The sequence below is a fragment of the Marinomonas sp. MED121 genome, from assembly GCF_000153025.1.
GTDB lineage: Bacteria > Pseudomonadota > Gammaproteobacteria > Pseudomonadales > Marinomonadaceae > Marinomonas.
This window is the reverse complement of record NZ_CH672431.1, coordinates 1-18,736: the sequence shown is the minus strand read 5'-3', so window position 1 is coordinate 18,736 and position 18,736 is coordinate 1. Positions and strand designations below refer to the sequence as shown.

Below are 18,736 nucleotides of genomic sequence, written 5' to 3'. Positions count from 1 at the left end.
CATTTAGTACCTCGGGACGAGTATAGTGTGGACAATCCAACAAACCATCTGAAAAAGAATCTTCTTCAGCTGATGCCATTTTACCCAATACACCTGGAACCATGCGAAACACAGAATCCATTAACACCATTGCTGGCAACTCACCACCGCTTAGAACAAAGTCACCGACAGACCATTCTTCATCAATCTCAGATTGAATCAAACGCTCGTCAACGCCTTCATAACGCCCAGCTACCAGAACAAGTTCTGCTTGTTTAGCTAGGTATTGCACGCCTTCCTGTGTCAGCGTACGCCCTTGAGGGGATAGAAAAATTACTTTTGCGTTTGGTCTGACACTTCGTGCCGCCGCAATCGCATCTTTGAGAGGCTGAACTTTCATCAGCATCCCTGGACCACCACCATAAGGCCTGTCATCGACAGTCTTATGCTTGTCATGGGTAAAATCACGCGGATTAAAGAAATTTATATCTATCAAACCCGATTTAACTGCTCTGCCTGTTACACCATGCTGGGTAATGGCCTGAAACATCTCAGGAAATAAAGAAATAACACTAATCTGCACTTAATACCTCGAGTCTGCGCTTAAAACTCAGGATCCCAATTCACCAGCATCTGCCCTTGTTTTAAATCTACATTTAAAACATACATATCTGGTACATAAGGAATCAATCGCTCTTCACGATCTAGACTACCTTCACAAGCACGAACAACAAGCACATCATTAGCACCTGTTTCCATCATCTGAGCAACCTTACCTAAGAGGACACCCTCTTCGGTGATCACTTTAAGACCTTCTAACTGACTCCAGTAATAATCACCTTCATCAAGATCAGGAAGATCTTGTGCTTCGATATAGATATCCATGCCACAAATCTCTTTTACAAGATCACGATCTGTATATCCTTTTACCGCAGCAACCAAACCACGACCCTGAAGCCGCCCTTGATTTAACTCTATTGCTTGCCACCCTGTTCGGGTTTTAAGCCACCAATGAGAATATTTAAAAATGCCCTCAATGGGGTCAGTGTGTGAATAAATCTTCACCCACCCTTTTACACCGTATACCGAAGTAATGCGTCCGACAGCAAGCGGTTGCTCTGGAGCGGCTGCTTGTTTAATCGCAGACATAGTTACCTCAATAATTAAGCGGCTTTTTTAGCATCTTTAACTAACTGAGCAACACGATCAGAAAGCTGAGCACCAAGACCAACCCAATGGTCAACGCGATCTAAATCGATGCGTAGGCGTTCTTCTTGACCGCGAGCAACAGGGTTAAAGAAACCAAGACGCTCGATGTAACGACCATCACGTGCACGACGGCTATCAGCCACGTTCAAGTGATAGAAAGGACGCTTCTTAGAGCCTCCACGAGAAAGACGAATAGTTACCATAATCGGTTCCTTATTGCTTAACAAAAACGCTCCTTGATTCACCTAAAATTAGGTCGGAATTCAAGAAGGCGGCATATTCTAGTCGATTCGGCGTAAAAACAAAAGAGGCATCTTCATTTGATGCTTATTATTTTCACAACCTAACCTGTGACTAGAGGCATTCCAATCAAGATCACTCTAACAAGCAATCCATTTGCATAAAAAAACGGTCGCTTAAATTAAGCAACCGTTTTTAAACACCTTGCAGATACAGGTTTTAAAGCCTGCACAACTACATTTTTGGCATACCAGGGAATCCACCTGGCATCATACTTCCCATTCCGCGCATCATTTTCTTCATGCCGGATTTAGAGCTGAATTTCTTCATCATTTTTTGCATTTGCTTATGCTGCTTCAACAGACGGTTCAAATCTTGAATCTGCAGCCCAGCTCCCGCCGAAATACGTTTTTTACGTGAGCCATTAATCACATCTGGATTACGACGCTCTTGTGCTGTCATGGAGTTAATTAAAGCTTCCATCTGCACAAACATTTTATCGTTAACCTTATCTTGGATATTGGCCATTTGACCACCCATGCCAGGTAACTTGTCTAACATGGCACCCATACCGCCCATGTTTTTCATTTGCTGCAATTGCTCTTTAAAGTCTTCTAAATCGAAGCCTTTACCTTTTTGCAATTTACCCGCTAGCTTTTCAGCCTTGGTTTTATCAATCTTTTGCTCTGCTTCCTCAATTAAGGAAAGCATGTCACCCATACCTAGGATACGAGACGCTAAGCGATCTGGGTGGAAAGGTTCAAGGGCTTCTGTTTTTTCACCCACACCTAAAAATTTAATTGGTTTACCGGTAATATGACGTACAGATAAAGCAGCACCACCACGTGCATCACCATCTGTTTTTGTCAATACAACACCGGTTAAAGGCAGCACATCACCAAAAGCTTTAGCTGTATTGGCCGCATCCTGACCTGTCATTGCATCTACAACAAACAGGGTTTCAACCGGATCAATTGCCGTATGAAGGGCTTTAATCTCTGCCATCATATCGTCATCAATGGCTAAGCGGCCCGCAGTATCTAAAATCAAGACATCTTTGTGGGATTTACGTGCTACATCAATAGCATTATTTGCAATATCGATTGGCTTTTGACTTGCTTCACTCTCGATGAAGTCCACACCAATTTCATTGGCTAAGGTTTGTAACTGTTTGATCGCCGCTGGGCGATATACGTCAGCACTCACCACAGCAACAGACTTTTTATGTCGTTCTTTTAAGTAACGCGCTAATTTTGCAGCAGAGGTGGTTTTACCCGCACCTTGCAAACCCGCTAATAAAATAACAGCTGGGGGCTTAGCTTTTAGGTTAAGCTCATCATTCGCTTCACCCATTACCTTCTCAAGTTCCTGCTTAACAATTTTCAGGAAAACTTGACCAGGACTTAGGCTCTTAGAAACCTCTGTTCCAACCGCTCTTTCTTTAACACTATCAATAAAAGCTTTTACGACAGGTAAAGCAACGTCGGCTTCTAATAGCGCCATACGCACTTCGCGCAATACTTCCTTGATATTATCTTCTGTTAACTTAGCCCGTCCTCGGATACGATCTAGCGAGGAGGTCAATCGATTCGATAAATTGTCGAACATGTTAGCCTCAAAATGTTGCTCTGTGAGGAAAAAACCAAGTATAAGGTTTATCCAAGATGAAATTGCCCCTATTATAACGGATAAATGAGTTACACCCTATACCTTTACTCTTTGGACATAAGAGATTCATGATTCAGCTAACACTTTGGCTCGCTACATTTTCAACTTTTGCCGCTGGGGCAATGTATTACAAACGCCCAGAAAGCAAAAAATCACAACTATTAGGTGCAGCCTCGATTGCAGCACACGTCTATGCCTTATCTATTTTGTTTTTACATAAAGATGGCTTTGACTTTTTATTGATAGGCATGCTGATTGCGTTGATTGGCAATACTCTTTTGTGGTTTAGTAATCGCAACAAAGATTTATCACTCCTTTTATGCGTAGCTTACCCTTTAGCGGCACTAGTCATTGCGTTAAATGCGCTACAACCTTGGCACCTACAAGCTTTCCATATTCATTCACTAGGCACCTCAGCACATATTCTTATTGCCGCAGTGGCTTATAGCCTCTTTACCGCAGCGTGCGGTGTCGGCATTTTATTAGCATTACAAGAGTATCAACTCAAACACCATAAACTACGCCAACTATTAAGAGTGCCGCCTTTACAAGTCCTAGAAAGGCTGATGTTTGAGTTTATTTGGACTGCCTTTATTCTGCTGACAATTACGATAATAACGGGCTTTTATTTTATCGATGATATCTTTGCGCAAAAGCTAGTGCATAAAACCTTTTTCACAATCGCTTCTTGGTTAGTCTTTTTGGGTCTATTAGTCGGCAGACACTGGGCTGGATGGCGAGGACAACTATCAGTAAAACTCACAATCAGTGGCTTTATTTTACTTATGCTAGGTTACTTTGGAAGTAGCATAGTGCTGCAATTTATTCTCACTAAGTAAAATTAGTTGTTTAGGTGTTTGACAGAGACAATTGAACAACTAATAATCCACTTATCAAATTAACTGAGGTCCACCCTTTTTGAACGACATACCCTTAAGTATTCTTTTCGGAGTACTCTTCTTTCTTATTTTGTTTTCTGCCTTTTTCTCAAGTTCCGAAACTGGCATGCTTTCGATAAACAAATACCGTTTAAAAAACCTGGTTAAAAACAAGCATAGATCCGCTCGCAAAGTCAGCGCACTTCTTGAGCGTCCAGATCGCCTTATTGGCGTTATATTAATAGGTAATAACTTTGTTAACATTTTAGCGTCAGCGATTGCAACCGTCATTGCTGTCCGTATTTGGGGAGATGCCGGTGTCGCTATCGCCACTGCTGCTTTGACTCTCGTCATTCTTATTTTCGCAGAAGTCACCCCTAAAACCATGGCCACCATCCACCCTGAGAAAATTGCTTTTCCGGCATCTTGGGCGCTTACGGTTTTATTAAAACTACTTTATCCACTGGTAGTGCTAGTTAACTTTATTTCTAACGGCTTGCTTCGCCTAATGGGCGTTAATGCTAACCACAATACCAACGATAAACTCAGTACCGAAGAGCTAAGAACCATAGTAAATGAAGCTAATGGGCTTATTCCCCCAGCCCACCAAGATATGCTCATCTCTATCCTAGATCTTGAAAAGGTATCAGTAGAAGACATCATGGTACCGCGTAATGAAGTAGTCGGGATTGATATTGAAGACTCTATCGACGAGATTATTGCTCAAATATGTAGCACACGTCATACGCGTATGCCTGTCTATAATGGCGAAATTAACAAGGTCATCGGCATCCTTCATGCAAGGCATGCCGCTATGTTCTTACGTGATCCAAACCCATCCAAAGCAGCCCTTCTAAAGGCAACTGTAGAGCCTTACTTCATTCCAGAAAGCACCTCTTTAAATACCGTACTATTAAACTTTCAAAAGCAGCACCAGCAGATGGGACTAGTCGTGGATGAATATGGTGATGTACAAGGTATTGCTGCATTAGAAGATGTGCTCGAAGAAATTGTGGGTGAATTTACTCAACCAACACAAGATGAAGAAGATGAAATCGTCACCCAAGACGACGGCTCTTTTAGAATTGACGGCTCAATCCATATACGTGAAATCAACAAAACATTAGACTGGTCACTACCAACCGATGGTCCAAAAACCCTCAACGGGCTCATTATTGAGACTCTGGAATTTATTCCAGAAAATCAAATGAGCTTGAAAGTTGATAACTATATAATTGAGATACAAGAAATAGAAGATAAGGTTGTTAAGTACGCACGACTACTCAAACACCTTTAACCCTCAGGCAAACACCTAGAGAAGCTTAATACGATGACACAAGAAAAGCGTTTTTGCCCAAAATGTGGCAGCCAAGTTAACTTCTCTATCCCTGCAGGCGACAATAGACCCCGTGCAGTTTGCCCAAATTGCCATCACATTGATTATGATAATCCTAGATTAATTACTGGCACTATCCCCATCTACCAAGGCAAAGTACTGCTTTGTCGTCGTGACATAGAGCCAAGACGCGGCTATTGGACACTGCCTGCAGGATTCATGGAAAACCAAGAATCCACCAGCACAGGCGCCCTTAGGGAAACATTAGAAGAGTGCGGATCGCAGGCTATTTGTCGACAAGCCTTTAGCATGATTAGCATCCCCCAAATAGATCAAGTACATCTTTTCTATCTAGCCGATTTACCAAAAGCTGATTTTCACACCACAGAAGAAAGTTCAGAGGTCGAATTATTCGAACTTGATGACATTCCTTGGAAAGAGCTCGCCTTCAACAGCATTACTCGCACACTAAAGCTTTACCTTGAAGACGTAAAAAAAGGCAGCTTTGGCTTTCACGAGGAAACCCTCATGATAGACTTTTTACCGCCACTTAAAACATTTTAAGATTCAACGTGAATCAGATGGTAGGCCACTTCTTCAAAGGGGTGAGCTGCTTTTAACACTTGAATAGCAGGCTCTTTAAGCGATGATTTCAAAACCATTTCCACTCGATACTCTGACAAGGTTTCTAGCTCTCCCCTTTTACCAATAAAAGGGTTCGCATCGGCATTAGGTCGAAACTGACCTTGCCCCTTCACTTGCCAACAACAGGCTTCATAGTCTCCTATTGCGCCCGCTCCCACCTTAAACAAAGCCTCTTTAACGTCTTCAAGATGAGATTCAGGTACATAAAAGACAAGTGAATACATAGGCCATTTTCCTAGCGTCATTAATTCATACATTCAGTCAAAGCAATAAAGACTGCTCTGGCTTATTGGGTAATTTCAGTTTTGGCACATAAACAGGCAACAATGCCGCTATTTTTTGCTCAAGGGCTTCTGCCAATAAAGGAGCCGCCACATTATCAGATGAGTGCACAAATACATAAGGCTCACGCCCTTCTTGTAACCACTGCACTAATTTTTTCACCCATTGATCTAGATAAACATCATTTAGAGGGAGGTCCGGGTGCCCAATAAATCTCACAACGGGATTCTGCCCTGTTGCAAGAGGATGACATGGCACTCTTGGCTTTTTCTTTTGGGCATCCAACAAACTGTCACAATAAGCGGGTGTCGAGAAGACAGGACGAGAGTCCATGATAACGCGGTTTTGTCGATTATTCGCAAGCAACCTTAGAAGCTCCGCCTCTTCCTCTGCTTTATTGAAAAAAGCTTGATTTCGCACCTCAACAGACAAAGGTGTTGGCAAGACCCAAGCCTGACATAAGGCTTCAATTTTGGCAACGTGTAGAGGAGACACCTCTTCGGGAAATTGCATCATACAAGGACCCAATTTGGCGGAAAATGGTCTTAACAATTCACAAAATCGAGTGAGAGCGTCAATAACTTGAGCCTCATCAGAAACACCAAGTCGATGGGTAATTGATTGTGGCAACTTAAAAGCAAAGCGAAAGTTATCAGGCACTTGATCGAACCATGATTGCAGCTGCTCTTGGGTCAAGTCAGCATAAAAACTACTCCCTACCTCTACCGTATCAAAGAACTTCGCATACTCGCTCAAACGTCGATTGCTTGCCCCTTGCTGCGTGTACAACCACGCCACCCAAGCAGGATGCTGCCATTGTGCCATACCAAAGCGTAGCTGCATTAGAGGATTGCCTTATACTCAACTTTATCAATGATATAATTGACGATTCCCGTTACCAGCTTTAGTTCAATTTCATCCCCTTCCTGCTTTTTAAGCAGCGCTTTTGCCATAGGAGAGTCAATACTGATATAGCGGGAATCATGATCCAATTCATCAGGACCAACAATACGAAAGTACTTGGTATTTTCGTCATCATCTTCCAAGGTCACCCAAGCACCAAAATAAATGCTTAATTGATCCTCTGGCAGACGGTCAACCACAGTAAAAGCCTCAAGGCGCTTCTCTAAATAGCGCACACGCCTATCAATTTCCCTAAGCTGTTTTTTTCCGTAAATATATTCAGCATTTTCCGATCTATCCCCTTGAGCTGCAGCTTCACGTACGCTTTCTGTTACTTGAGGCCGTTTTTCTTTCCACAGATACTTGAGCTCTGTCGTCAGTTTTTGCGCTCCTTCCTTAGTGATATAAGCAGATTTAGGTGGCATAGGTGGGCGATAACGAGACATGAAAACTTCCAAGTAAAAATCAAAACAATAAACCTAAGCCATGCTAAAACTTTCGCCCTTCAATGTCTAAGCTATCATCTTATTTTGGACTTAAAGTTCAGCGATACCGATAAGTATCACTGAAGCAAAAGCGCTTAAGCAATGCCAGATAAAGCAATATCAACCTCACTTTTACCCATAGTTTGCTCTCCAACAAATTGAGGATCAAAAGGTGAGCGTGCAAAAATTTTACGAACCAAGGGTTCAAAATATTCCAACGGCTTCGTAGGGTAATCTGGATCAAATGATGTCTGATCCCATTTCTCGCAAAAATCGACACAGGCCTGATACCACTTATGACCTTTTAGGTAATCCCGTTCATTCGGATCGCCACCAAAAAAATGAATATAATAGTAGTTTTGAAACAAACCATGCTGGTTAATAATCCAAGTTACTTCTGGCCTAACATAAGGACGTATAATGCTAGCAGCATACTGAGAATGATTATAAGGACATAAATCATCTCCAATATCATGAATTAATGCCGCCAATACCATTTCTTCATCGGCACCATCCGCCTCGGCCCTAGTCGCAGTTTGCAATGAGTGTTCAAGACGTGTCACCAAATAGCCAGATAAACTTGTTTCTAACGCCCTTAAGGTATTTAAGATTCTATCTGCCAGCCCTTTTGCATATGCCTTCTCATGTTGCTCTAAAAAAAGGTACTCCTCTTTCGTGCCGTCTCTCATTTGTCGAAAGTTTACCGTCTTCATAATAACCCCCTCCTAACCTGTACCTTAATACTTAACTTCCCACTATAAGGGATTAGCCTTCACTTAACTGACGTTTCTTTTGCGCTTTATAACGCCCTTTTGGCCCATCCAGATCTATATATGCCCCTTGCAAATACCTTAAACCTTCATTTGGATCAAACTCAGTACGCCCATGCAACACCCTTGAGTTATGAAACATTTGCAACTGGCCTGGCGCCAATTTAAAGCGCCATTCGAACTTTGGATCAGATAATAATTGTCCTAACCGCTTGCGAGCACGATGAAAAACAATCAGGTCATCTTGCTTAAGTAAGGGCAAAAAGTCGAGCCGAGGGCTATAAGCGACTCCCTCCACTTGACCATTTATATCTAACTGAATCATGGTTCTACGCTCACTTAAACAGATGCTTTTATCCAGATGTCGATACCTAACAGGAACACGGGATAATAAATCAAAGCCCTCTGGATCTTCTTGCTTTAGCTGACTTACCACAGACAAACTATCTACCAAAGTTGATAATCCTCCTTGCGTTTCGTTTTGAATACAGTGAAGTAATTGAATACCAGGAATAGGATTGCGATAAGGGTTATCAGTATGAGGCCCCAGCGCTACCGAGCGATAGGCCAGGTCATCTGAGTTTGGTCGAGTATATACACTAAAACTCTTACCAAAATTCGTCTCTCTGACATAACCAAAGCGCTCAGCAACCTCTAGCACGGCACCTTCTCTCTGATCCACCCCATCTATAATTAGGACGCCATAGGTAAGAAAGCACTCTAAAGCCTGTAACATGCCACTTGGTGTCGAAAGCAAATCATGACTAATTTTGAATTGAGCCTTATCAGTATCAGCCTTCCAAGACTTAACATCTGGTAGCCCATCACTGTAGTCAAAATCATCATTAAACACTTGAGTATCATAGCTCCCAACATAGCCATCACTAAATGAAAGAGAAAGCAGCCCATCCTCTGTAGCCTTTACTCCACTAAGGGCGATTTCTTCATTTAATTGATGAGAGTCATAAAGCCTTTGCTTGGTAATTTGATCTAGGTGTTTATCATCCTGACAACGTTCCCTTAACCAAAGTGCAGGCAACTCCAGTAAGGCGCCATTAATATTAGCGAGCACAAGGGCTTTATCTTCATCTACCTCAAATTTCACTTGTTGCATGCCAACCTCTCCTATATGTTGAGCAATAAGTATCCATAAGCACCCACTAATAAAACAGGTGCATTACCTTATAACTAACATGCAAAAAGCTAATGATTAAAGAATCAGACTATCCTCCTTTATCGGTTTTAATCGCGTTTGAAACCACCGTCAGAAAAGGCTCAATGACAGCCGCAGCTAAAGAGCTTGGTATAACTCAACCTTTAGTATCTCAACGTATACGCTCTCTAGAAGATTATATGGGAGGAGTATTGTTAGATAGGACCCACAAACCAATTAAAACCACCCTTGCTGGACGCAAGTTCTATCAAGAGCTCAAGGTTTATTTGTCACCCTTACTCACATCTTTGGAAAAAACTAAAACCAGCTTTAATGACAACAAGATCAAGGTGTCAATCAGTGCTTACTTTGGCTTTGCTTTCTATTGGCTTCTACCCAGATTAAACAAGTTACAAGCTCACTTTCCCAATTATTTATTTGAGGTTCGCCCCACAAACAGCAAAAGCGACATGATGTCATTCAACTCAGACATTTCATTTCACTTTTGTAATGAGCTTGGAGAGTATCGTTTTGAAGAGCTATTTATTGAAGAAGAAGTGTTTCCAGTTTGCTCACCTGCCTTAGCAAACAAACTAAAATTGAGTGAAAAGCAAACCTTAACAAACTTAAGCGAGCTTCCTCTTTTACATAAGGATCAGAATGATGCTCGTTGGATCAATTGGCAAAATTGGTCAAATATATTAGGGGTCAATATCCCTGCTGACCCTGTTTCATTTTGCTATCAGAACTACCCACTCACAATAGAAGCAGCTATTGCAGGGCAAGGAATTTGTCTAGGTTGGAAAGGCTTATTAGATAAACAACTCGAAGAAGGAACCCTTATCGCACTAAAACCTGCTTTAATTTCACCTAAAAGAGGCTACCATATTTGCTCAAACTACAAATCAACCGCCACCATTGGCCCTGTCATTGATTGGTTAATTGAAGAACAAAAAGAACCTAAACGCCTTTAAGCTGCGTCAGTAAAAGTGCCAATTCAGCCTTACCTTGTTGGTTAAAATTCATACAAAACTTACCATTAACCATCACACTTTCCTTGGAAAATTCCTCATCGATTTCAACACAAGCCAAACGAAGCGTCTCCAAATCTTCAGATGTAAGGTTGACCGCACCAATAAATAAGTACCAATCTGTACAAGGGAGGTCTCCAGCAATAGCATGCTGCAGCAAAAAGCAGCAATAACTTTGATCAACCCGATAATAGGGCATACTGGATCTAAACTTATAAAAGAAGCAAAAAACCAACGCAAACAAACTAAAGATAATTAAAACGAGTCCAACGAAGGCCAGCATTTACTCTTCTTATCCTCTAAAATTTACTTTAAAGGATATTCAAGCAAAGCCACTCTGGCTTGCTCTAATTCATCCTGATACTGGGCCTCACACTTCATCATTTCTATTCTGAATTTTCTGCGGGCATCTTTAGGTAAATTATTCCAACCTTCATGGGTTGGAATATGCTCCGTTTGTGCATACACCTTATAAAAGACGCCTATTGTTTCATGCTCTGACAAATCAAGACTTAGCTGATCCAACAAGGTTTTCACCCTGATACTGGCTTCCATCCAACCTAAATCCTCAGACCCAACCACTTTGAGCAGCACATGAATACTCTCAATACGTTTTTTTCGCCCTTCTAGCAGAGTTGCTTCAGCGTCTTTCATGTCTTTTTTACGATTACCATCTTGCTTGAGCTGACGCACAATAACCCAAACAAGCACAGAGATGATGAGAACACCTGCCACAATGGCGAATATTAAACTGCTAGTTGACATATTTTTTCCGAAAAAAAGAAGATGAAATAGATGCATAAATGCAATCTTGAAACTAGCTAATATTATGAGGCAATCACATGCATTCGACAATCAAGAAAAGAAAGATAACTGCGGGTTTGCTAAGTAAGACGGCGCCCACTTATTAGAAGAAAATTAGAATTCAAGCGTGCCATTAATAATAAAATTAGAATTCAAGCGTGCCATTAATAATAAAATTAGGGGCACACAACTGAACTCTAATTTTTATATGAAGTTAAATTTGATCACTTAACTTCCTTTTTATATTTTTTGTAGCCCACATAACCAAAGCCAACAAAAAACGCGACCATTAATCCAACAATGATCAAACCAGAAACAACAATAGAGTCTAAAAACATAACTGTTCTCCTTAATAATTAAGAGCAATTATGTGCCTATTCCTCAAGCAGTCAGTGACATATATCAAGGTTTTTGGTCAGCAGAAATCTGCTTGATTTTTTATTGATTCAGATCAGAAAAAATCTTAGGAAGCTGCAATGAAACAAACTCTCCCTAGCCTTACCAATAGATAAGGCCATTAACATAAATCTCAGTACTTTTATCCACACGCCAAGGCAGGAGAACTTATTAGCAGACTTCTTAGTGAATATCTAAGCTTCGCTGCAACCAGCGAGAGATATCTACCACCTGCTCAGGGCAAACAGAATGCGGCATAGGATAAGAGGCAACTTCAACTTGATAGCCTTTCGCCTCTAACTCACTTTGAGCTCGAGTCGCTAACTCATAAGGAACCACTGGATCTTGGGTGCCATGATGAATTAAAACTGGCGTATTTTCATTGATTGAGCCCTTCGCTGCAGGAATCAAACTCGCATCAGCAAGATAGGTCGACAAAGCCATGATACCAGCAAGTTTATACTTACCTAACAAACCAACCTGATAAGCAATTACACCACCTTGAGAAAAACCAGCAATCAAGATGCGATCAATAGCAATACCCGCTTCAATTTGCTGCTCAATAATATGTGTGATCTGTTCAACTGATTCATCAATATTTGCCATATCTACTTTACGCTCCAATGACATTTCTAAAATGTCATACCAAGCTCGCATTGGCATACCACCATTAATAGTAACTGGCCTGACAGGAGCATGAGGAAAAATAAAACGAATAGCAGCATTTTGAGGTAAATTCAAAGAAGGAACAATCGCCTTAAAATCATTACCATCAGCGCCCAAGCCATGTAACCAAATAACGGCTGAATCAGCTTGTGAACTAGTTTCTAAGGTTAAATATTCAAGTGCTTGCGACAAGGTAATACTCCATTTAAAACATAAAAAAGGCTATCGAACAAAGCTCGATAGCCTAGCATAAAAGACATTAAAATTTATCCACCAAAAAGGATGTTTTAATGATGGGTTGGAAATTGCACTTTAGTCACGACCTGTTTCTCATCAAGCTTAAGTAAAACGTCTACCTTATCAGGCATTACTGACATCATATGCTTAGTCAGCCTTTCATAGAATTGCATAAACCGTTTTAGCTCTTCGTTCGACATGACTGTCAGATCTATTTTATTTAACCCATCGCCATGAATGTCGAGCAAATGCTCTTCTAACAACCTTTCTTGCTTGTTTCGCCAGTCAAAAACCACCTCATAATTCGGCGCCTGCATCCACAACATTAACTCAATACGAGCAAACAGCTGTTGATAGTCGTCTGTTAAATACTGGTTAACCTGTTCACGCCAAACACCTTGTGCATCCATTTCCTCTTCTAGTGGATTAATAGGAGCTGCGATCGATTGCTTTTGCTCAGGCATACCAACACACCAACCTTCAAACAAAATAACGTCAACCGGACCTTCAACCTCTTGCCAGTCTTTCACATGGCGTCTTTCATCCGTAGATTTATCAAAACAAGGCAAACGCATGACCTCACCAGCCTTAAGGTCTGCCAACCTATCTAATATATTATTTATCAAGGCAAGATCATGAGTACCTGGCACACCGCGAGTCATAAACATAGGATGGACATCACGTGCCATGCGCTCTCTATCCATACGAGTTTTATAAAAATCATCAATACTTAAAACTATGCATTTTTTGTCATAAGCCTTGTACAAAACATGGCTTAACACAGTGGTAAATACTGTTTTTCCGCAACCTTGTGCGCCCCCCATACCAACTACTAAAGGATGAGACCTTGGCTGCGCTAACTGATCAATCCAGTGTGCAAAAGGTAAATAAAGGTCTTCCAAATTTTCACTAAGAGCAACATCCGCATATAAGGATTTCAATGTTTGCTCGATATCAAATCTCAACCTTTGAATGAGAGAGGACTGATCAGTCGTAAAAACACTTTTCTGCAATTGAGTCCAAGTTAAAGCTTGTATATTCATCATTAACCACCTCTAAAAAAATAAAGAAGATGCTTAAACCCACTACCAACCCAACCAGAAAGCCAGACTCTCTAAAGTACTTTAAATCACCTAAAAGAAAAAACGATATAGATGAAAGACTTTACCGATTTACTGATACACAAAAATGTATGACCTAAAAACACATAAATAAAACCAATATTTAAATTAAATCAGCAACACACTATTAGCATTCTTAAATGGAGGACTTTATCGCATCATCAATAACAAACTATAGCCCTTATTCGCCTATTTCCTAGTTTTTTGATGCTGATTCAATTTCATTTAAACAGCCCATTTGAGTAAGTTAGAATAAACTAAGTTGATACTCAGAAATTGCTTTTAACCTGTAGCCAACACCAATCAGCCTGACTGGCATTTGTCTTCTCGCATACGCCTGACCTAACAAATCAGTAAAAAAAGAAAGCTCATCTCCTGCAACATAAGCCGTTTCAATCGTCGTTTGCTGAAAGTCTGAGAATTTTAGCTTCAAATAATATTTACCTAGATGTAAAGCAGTCCCTTTATTTTTAATACGTCTCTTAAGCTCAAGCAGTAAACTCGGCAGTTTAGCCTCACATTCAGTGAGACTTTCTAGATCAGTCGCATAGGTCGTTTCAACAGAAATACTTTTGCGCTCTGAGCAGCTTTGTACTGGCCTATTATCAATCCCATTTGATAGCTGCTGCAGCCTATAGGCCCAACTTCCAAAGTATTGCGATAGCACTAAGTAATCTACTTTTTGCAAGTCAAAACACGTTTTTACATTAAGTCTACTCAACTTTTCTTGAGCCACCTTACCGACACCATGAATACACTTAACAGGAATAGAACGAATAAATGCCTCCTGTTTGGCTGGCTCAACCACAAACTGACCATTGGGTTTATTCCAATCACTTGCGACCTTGGCCAAAAATTTATTTACAGCAATACCAGCCGAAACAGTAATACCCACTGTTTGATAAATTCGCTGTCTAATCTCTTCAGCAATCAGCGTGGCACTGCCATGACACTGGGTGCAATCAGTCACATCCAGATAAGCCTCATCCAAGGATAGTGGCTCTATTTTTAAGGTGTATTCCTGAAATATGGCATGCATCTGCCGCGAGGCGAGGCGATATTTTTCCATATTGCCTCTTATCAAAGTCAAATGAGGGCATAGGATTACCGCTTTAGCAGATGACATAGCGGATCTCACACCATACTCTCTAGCCGCATAATTGGCAGTCGCTATAACCCCTCTAGAACTGGCTGGCCCGCCAATCGCTAAGGGCACATCATTAAAATCTGGGTTATCACGCATTTCTACTGCTGCAAAAAAGCAATCTGCGTCTATATGTATGATTTTACGCATAAACCATCACAAAATACTGTATATATAAACAGCATTATGAGAGAGACTAGCCGATAATTCAATCTCTTTTAGTTGGTTATTAAGCTAACCCCATCACTTAATTTTTATGATAAATCGCAATCACAATCAGACCGATTAGAACAATAGTTCACCAATTTAAAATAATTAGGCATAATTCATGCATTCAAGGTAAAAATATTTTTTATTCAGCCTCAGCATATAAAGAACTCTATGGCAGGCTTAAAGAACCATCTAGGAGAAGAGAATGAGATCTAGTTTGCTCTATGCAGCATTAATCGGAACTTGCATTATTCTAGCAGGCTGTCGAGTATCAAGTGCTGGCTCCTGTTCAGGCATCGCACCTTGTGACTCTGCAAGTGCAACCTCAACCACACCGACAAACTTTGCTCAACCTAGTTATGGAACAAATAACTACACAGCTCCAGCAATGCAGCAGCAACTGGTTGTTCAACAAGCGCCGCAACCCATCGTTGTCAGCGCAACAGGCTATGCCGCACCTATGGTAAGCAAAAAGCTATCTCGCCCTCAAATCAGACTATTAACCTTAAGGGGCTCAAAAGTTGATGCTTACAGAAACTTATCTGAGCGTGTTTATGGCCTTAAATTAAGAGGCTCAACTTCATTGAGAAACATGATGGCTGCACATGATGAGCTACAAACTTTTGTTGATGCTTATTTGATGGGTGCAAAAGTCGTTTCCCAAAGAGAGCTTGAAGATGGCAGTTTCGAAACCATTGTCGAAATGGCTCTACAAGGAAACTTCCAACAATGCGTGCAAGATCCAGCATCAATTGCAACCAATCCAGCATGTCAAATGGGTTATAGCAATATCAACAACGGTGTGAGCCAATATCAAAGCAAAACCAGCCCACAAGTAAGGTCTACGACGACAAACTTTTATTCTGTTGAGTAGTCATTTCCATGATTAAAAAGTTTTTTGCTATAGCACTGATTATCTATGGTTCCAGCGCCTCAGCTCAAATGATTGAAGCGCAGGGACAGGCAATTATCTATAACGAAGATATTGCAGACGCGAGATATCGAGCAACAGAGCAAGCACTTAAACAAGCTGTGCTTCAGGCAAATGCCAGAGTAATTAGCCAAGAAACATTTAGCAACGGTGAAATCGAATCTGCCAGCACAGTGCGTGGTGCAGGCATGACACACAGCACAAATATCTTAAAAGAAGAGCGCATAAACGACATCTTAACTGTCGTTGTTGCCGCTGAAGTGACTCCAGAGCATATTTGCAGCAATGGCGCCACCAACCTATATCGCAAACTTATCGGCGTCACCAGCTTCGCCTTACAAACACCTCAACAAGCAAATCTAGGCTCTATTCATAATGCCCCCAGGCTTGTACCAAGAGACCTAGTTGACGAAATTAACAAACAAGGCTTTTTACGCGCTTTAGCCGCTACCAATATTCAGATATATCCAGATCTAATAAATGCCCCTACCTCCAACAACCCGGATGGCTCTTTAACCGATGTAGCAAGAATTGGAGAAGATTTGGGTGTTCAGTATGTGGTTTCTGGTGTCATTAGAGACATAGGGCCAGTCAATGAGCTTGAACCCAATAAAGCCAATGTCTTTAAAAACTTTAAACACGAAGAAAATAAAACCAGTGGCCCACGTAATTTTGCTATCGACATTTATCTATACGATGGCTTTAGTGGCGCACTTTTATTCGAGCAAAGCTATTTTGAAAGCGGTGAATGGAACTTAGATAAATCCATTCGCACAGGATATGGCAGCCCAAGATTTAAAAATACACATTTTGGCAAAATAGCGAAACAGGTTCTATGGCAAGCAGCACTCGATACTAGCTCTCGTTTACGCTGCCAGCCATTTATGGCAAACATCTTTCGTACCGAAGGGAACAGGGTACACATCAACGCCGGCTCAATCGCAGGCATAAAACTGGATGATACTTTTGGAGTTTATCGACGCTATCAGGTATTTAACCAATTGCAGAATCCTCTCACTCAACTAAATAATGCCAACATCAAGATCACCATAAAGCAAGTTCAACCAAACTTTTCCATTGGTGAGCTCAATATTGATGCTCGAATATTAAATGTTCAGCAGCAAGACGTTGTCATTGCTTGGTAAATCAATACAATCAGTCAAACAACTAAAAAGTCGCAAGGGAAAATACATGAACAACGAATTATTACATCATCTGGAACAACGCATTAATCAAGCGGTAGATGAAATCAGTGTGTTACGCCAAAAAATAGCGCAATTAGAAAGCGAAAATACTCAATTAAATGACGAAAACAGCGAACTAGAACAAAAGATTTATAACCATCAAGAACAGCAAAACAATTGGGAAACATCACTCAATAAGATGCTTACCAACCTCAACCAATTGGACGACGCAGAATGATCAAATACCTAGTGACTGGCGCATTAACATTTGCAGCATTATCAGCACAAGCTGAAGGAATCGTTTTTACGGGTGATGAGGTACTTCAAGAAGAAGTCACCGCGCCAAACATTAGTGACCCTATTGTTGATACAAACCCAAGCTTGATGACACCTAACCAACCAATACAGGGCCAACCTTATGCCCAACCTATTGATCAAGGCACCTTTGTTCAGCAAGATCCAGCAGCATTTGGCAGCGACGGTGGTTTTGGTGGAGAAGGTGGCTTTGGCCAAGAGAGTACCATCTCCAATCTAGTCTCTTATGAATCTAGAATCACAGGGCCTAGCGACTCAGATACCAACATCATTATTAACATTGCTCAAGAAATGGTTACGCCTAGCAGCTTCTCTTTTTACGGTGGCTTAAGTTTAGTCATGCGAGATAGTTTTGACCTATCACTAAACGCTGGCGCTCGCGCTTATAGTCAAGGCGCTGTTGTGATGTTTGATGGCGCACCTGTTTATGCCTATGCTGGCGCAGGTATTATGCTTCTTGGCGGCACCAGCCTTTACCCTGAAGTGGGCGTCAGACTTCTTCCATCTGACAATACTCGCTTAGATGTTTACCTAAGGGCCTACACTGGCTCAAGTGACACTTATGGCGACCACGTCACCTTTGGCCTGGCGTTAAGCTTCTAATGAAAAAGCTATTCTTTCTGGCTTTTAGCTGCCTGGGGATTTATTTCTATTTGCAAATGCAGATGTCATCAGACATAGAAATTGTTGAACCAACACCAGAGCAGCTAAAGCAGATGTATGGCCTATCGGGAGCGAAAGTAACGCCCCTGCCCCCACTGCAATAATCAGGCATCTATGTATGGATCAACTAATCGCGCTACTTGAGCAAAAAATCAACACACTTACCTCTGAACTCAAGTCAGCAAAGCAAGAAATCTGCGATTTACGCTCACAAATCAACTTAACTGACACTCAGCCTACCCAGATTGAGCCAGACCCGCTACTAAGCAGCATGGAAGGTTTAGCAGCAGCTGATCAGCTACAGCTCTATATCGCAGACTCACTAGACCTATCTGAAGCCCCCAAACCCAAAAACCCCCAAGAAAATGAAGAGCAACTGAGTTTTGACTTAAACAGCACCCCCATTTTCAACGACATTTTTGCCGATGCCGATGCCGATGCCGATGCCGATGCCGATGCCGATGCCGATGCCGATGCCGATGCCGA

Annotated in this window: 24 protein-coding genes; 9 read left to right on the top strand and 15 right to left on the bottom strand. The window is 41.4% G+C overall.

All coding sequences use genetic code 11. The features are described from left to right. From trmD to ffh, 4 genes are all read right to left on the bottom strand, one after another. Positions 1-562: tRNA (guanosine(37)-N1)-methyltransferase TrmD (gene trmD / locus MED121_RS11705; RefSeq protein ID WP_036180378.1), on the bottom strand; the 562-nt coding region annotated here is incomplete at its 3' end. Between the two features lie 20 nt (positions 563-582). Then, on the bottom strand, positions 583-1,128 hold the full coding sequence (rimM, locus tag MED121_RS11700) for a ribosome maturation factor RimM (protein ID WP_009833904.1): 546 nt from the start codon (positions 1,126-1,128) through the stop codon (positions 583-585). 14 nt (positions 1,129-1,142) lie between these two features. Continuing rightward, on the bottom strand, positions 1,143-1,391 hold the full coding sequence (gene rpsP / locus MED121_RS11695) for a 30S ribosomal protein S16 (protein ID WP_009833903.1): 249 nt from the start codon (positions 1,389-1,391) through the stop codon (positions 1,143-1,145). Positions 1,392-1,662: 271 nt separating this feature from the next. After that, entirely contained in the window at positions 1,663-3,036 is a 1,374-nt protein-coding gene (ffh, locus tag MED121_RS11690) for a signal recognition particle protein (protein ID WP_036180376.1), read from the bottom strand. Positions 3,037-3,164: 128 nt separating this feature from the next. Between ffh and ccsA the strand changes: the two genes are divergently transcribed. From ccsA to MED121_RS11675, 3 genes are all read left to right on the top strand, one after another. Beyond that, the gene (ccsA, locus tag MED121_RS11685) at positions 3,165-3,935 is read left to right on the top strand and encodes a cytochrome c biogenesis protein CcsA (protein WP_009833901.1); all 771 of its coding nucleotides are present in this window, start codon (positions 3,165-3,167) and stop codon (positions 3,933-3,935) included. Positions 3,936-4,014: 79 nt separating this feature from the next. After that, positions 4,015-5,271: an HlyC/CorC family transporter gene (locus MED121_RS11680; protein ID WP_036180375.1), complete on the top strand. Its 1,257-nt coding sequence runs from the start codon at positions 4,015-4,017 to the stop codon at positions 5,269-5,271. Between the two features lie 33 nt (positions 5,272-5,304). Then, positions 5,305-5,874, top strand: coding sequence for an NUDIX hydrolase (locus MED121_RS11675; protein WP_009833898.1), 570 nt, complete (start codon positions 5,305-5,307; stop codon positions 5,872-5,874). On the opposite strand, the gene MED121_RS11670 is transcribed toward MED121_RS11675, so the two are convergent. From MED121_RS11670 to MED121_RS11650, 5 genes are all read right to left on the bottom strand, one after another. Continuing rightward, positions 5,871-6,179 carry an NGG1p interacting factor 3 protein, NIF3 gene (locus MED121_RS11670; protein WP_036180374.1) on the bottom strand — a complete coding sequence of 103 codons (309 nt, stop codon included), beginning with the start codon at positions 6,177-6,179 and terminating at the stop codon, positions 5,871-5,873. The genes MED121_RS11675 and MED121_RS11670 overlap by 4 nt on opposite strands. Before the next feature lie 37 nt (positions 6,180-6,216). Next, positions 6,217-7,080 carry a DUF72 domain-containing protein gene (locus tag MED121_RS11665; RefSeq protein WP_009833896.1) on the bottom strand — a complete coding sequence of 288 codons (864 nt, stop codon included), beginning with the start codon at positions 7,078-7,080 and terminating at the stop codon, positions 6,217-6,219. Beyond that, positions 7,080-7,586, bottom strand: coding sequence for a transcription elongation factor GreB (gene greB, locus MED121_RS11660; protein WP_009833895.1), 507 nt, complete (start codon positions 7,584-7,586; stop codon positions 7,080-7,082). Before greB ends, MED121_RS11665 begins: the two co-directional genes overlap by 1 nt. A gap of 134 nt (positions 7,587-7,720) precedes the next feature. Continuing rightward, complete coding sequence (locus tag MED121_RS11655; RefSeq protein WP_207382813.1) at positions 7,721-8,338, bottom strand: HD domain-containing protein; 618 nt, start codon at positions 8,336-8,338, stop codon at positions 7,721-7,723. Between the two features lie 52 nt (positions 8,339-8,390). Then, positions 8,391-9,509: a TauD/TfdA family dioxygenase gene (locus MED121_RS11650; protein WP_009833893.1), complete on the bottom strand. Its 1,119-nt coding sequence runs from the start codon at positions 9,507-9,509 to the stop codon at positions 8,391-8,393. A 92-nt stretch (positions 9,510-9,601) separates the two neighbouring features. On the opposite strand from MED121_RS11650, the gene MED121_RS11645 reads away from it, so the two are divergent. After that, positions 9,602-10,522, top strand: coding sequence for a LysR family transcriptional regulator (locus MED121_RS11645; RefSeq protein ID WP_009833892.1), 921 nt, complete (start codon positions 9,602-9,604; stop codon positions 10,520-10,522). Here the strand turns inward: MED121_RS11645 and MED121_RS11640 are convergent. The 6 genes from MED121_RS11640 to dinB all read right to left on the bottom strand — a co-directional run bounded on the left by MED121_RS11640 (position 10,509) and on the right by dinB (position 15,097). Continuing rightward, entirely contained in the window at positions 10,509-10,778 is a 270-nt protein-coding gene (locus MED121_RS11640) for a hypothetical protein (protein ID WP_009833891.1), read from the bottom strand. The two genes, MED121_RS11645 and MED121_RS11640, sit on opposite strands and share 14 nt — an antisense overlap. 107 nt (positions 10,779-10,885) lie before the next feature. Next, positions 10,886-11,344, bottom strand: a complete 459-nt coding sequence (locus MED121_RS11635; protein WP_009833890.1) for a DUF2489 domain-containing protein — start codon at positions 11,342-11,344, stop codon at positions 10,886-10,888. Between the two features lie 263 nt (positions 11,345-11,607). Then, entirely contained in the window at positions 11,608-11,721 is a 114-nt protein-coding gene (gene ccoM / locus MED121_RS24735; protein WP_009833889.1) for a cytochrome c oxidase subunit CcoM, read from the bottom strand. 241 nt (positions 11,722-11,962) lie between these two features. Then, on the bottom strand, positions 11,963-12,637 hold the full coding sequence (locus MED121_RS11625) for a dienelactone hydrolase family protein (protein ID WP_009833888.1): 675 nt from the start codon (positions 12,635-12,637) through the stop codon (positions 11,963-11,965). Positions 12,638-12,732: 95 nt separating this feature from the next. Next, positions 12,733-13,728 (bottom strand): hypothetical protein, encoded by a 996-nt coding sequence (locus tag MED121_RS11620; RefSeq protein WP_009833887.1) that lies wholly within the window; start codon positions 13,726-13,728, stop codon positions 12,733-12,735. A gap of 322 nt (positions 13,729-14,050) precedes the next feature. Continuing rightward, positions 14,051-15,097, bottom strand: coding sequence for a DNA polymerase IV (gene dinB, locus MED121_RS11615; protein ID WP_009833886.1), 1,047 nt, complete (start codon positions 15,095-15,097; stop codon positions 14,051-14,053). Positions 15,098-15,362: 265 nt separating this feature from the next. On the opposite strand from dinB, the gene MED121_RS11610 reads away from it, so the two are divergent. The 5 genes from MED121_RS11610 to MED121_RS24340 all read left to right on the top strand — a co-directional run. Continuing rightward, entirely contained in the window at positions 15,363-16,031 is a 669-nt protein-coding gene (locus MED121_RS11610; RefSeq protein ID WP_009833885.1) for an LPP20 family lipoprotein, read from the top strand. A gap of 8 nt (positions 16,032-16,039) precedes the next feature. Continuing rightward, on the top strand, positions 16,040-17,233 hold the full coding sequence (locus MED121_RS11605; protein ID WP_009833884.1) for a flagella assembly protein FlgT: 1,194 nt from the start codon (positions 16,040-16,042) through the stop codon (positions 17,231-17,233). Positions 17,234-17,279: 46 nt separating this feature from the next. Further along, positions 17,280-17,510, top strand: coding sequence for a cell division protein ZapB (locus MED121_RS11600; RefSeq protein WP_009833883.1), 231 nt, complete (start codon positions 17,280-17,282; stop codon positions 17,508-17,510). Then, on the top strand, positions 17,507-18,190 hold the full coding sequence (locus MED121_RS11595; RefSeq protein WP_009833882.1) for a hypothetical protein: 684 nt from the start codon (positions 17,507-17,509) through the stop codon (positions 18,188-18,190). Before MED121_RS11600 ends, MED121_RS11595 begins: the two co-directional genes overlap by 4 nt. Before the next feature lie 178 nt (positions 18,191-18,368). Further along, positions 18,369-18,736: hypothetical protein (locus tag MED121_RS24340; RefSeq protein WP_009833880.1), on the top strand; the 368-nt coding region annotated here is incomplete at its 3' end.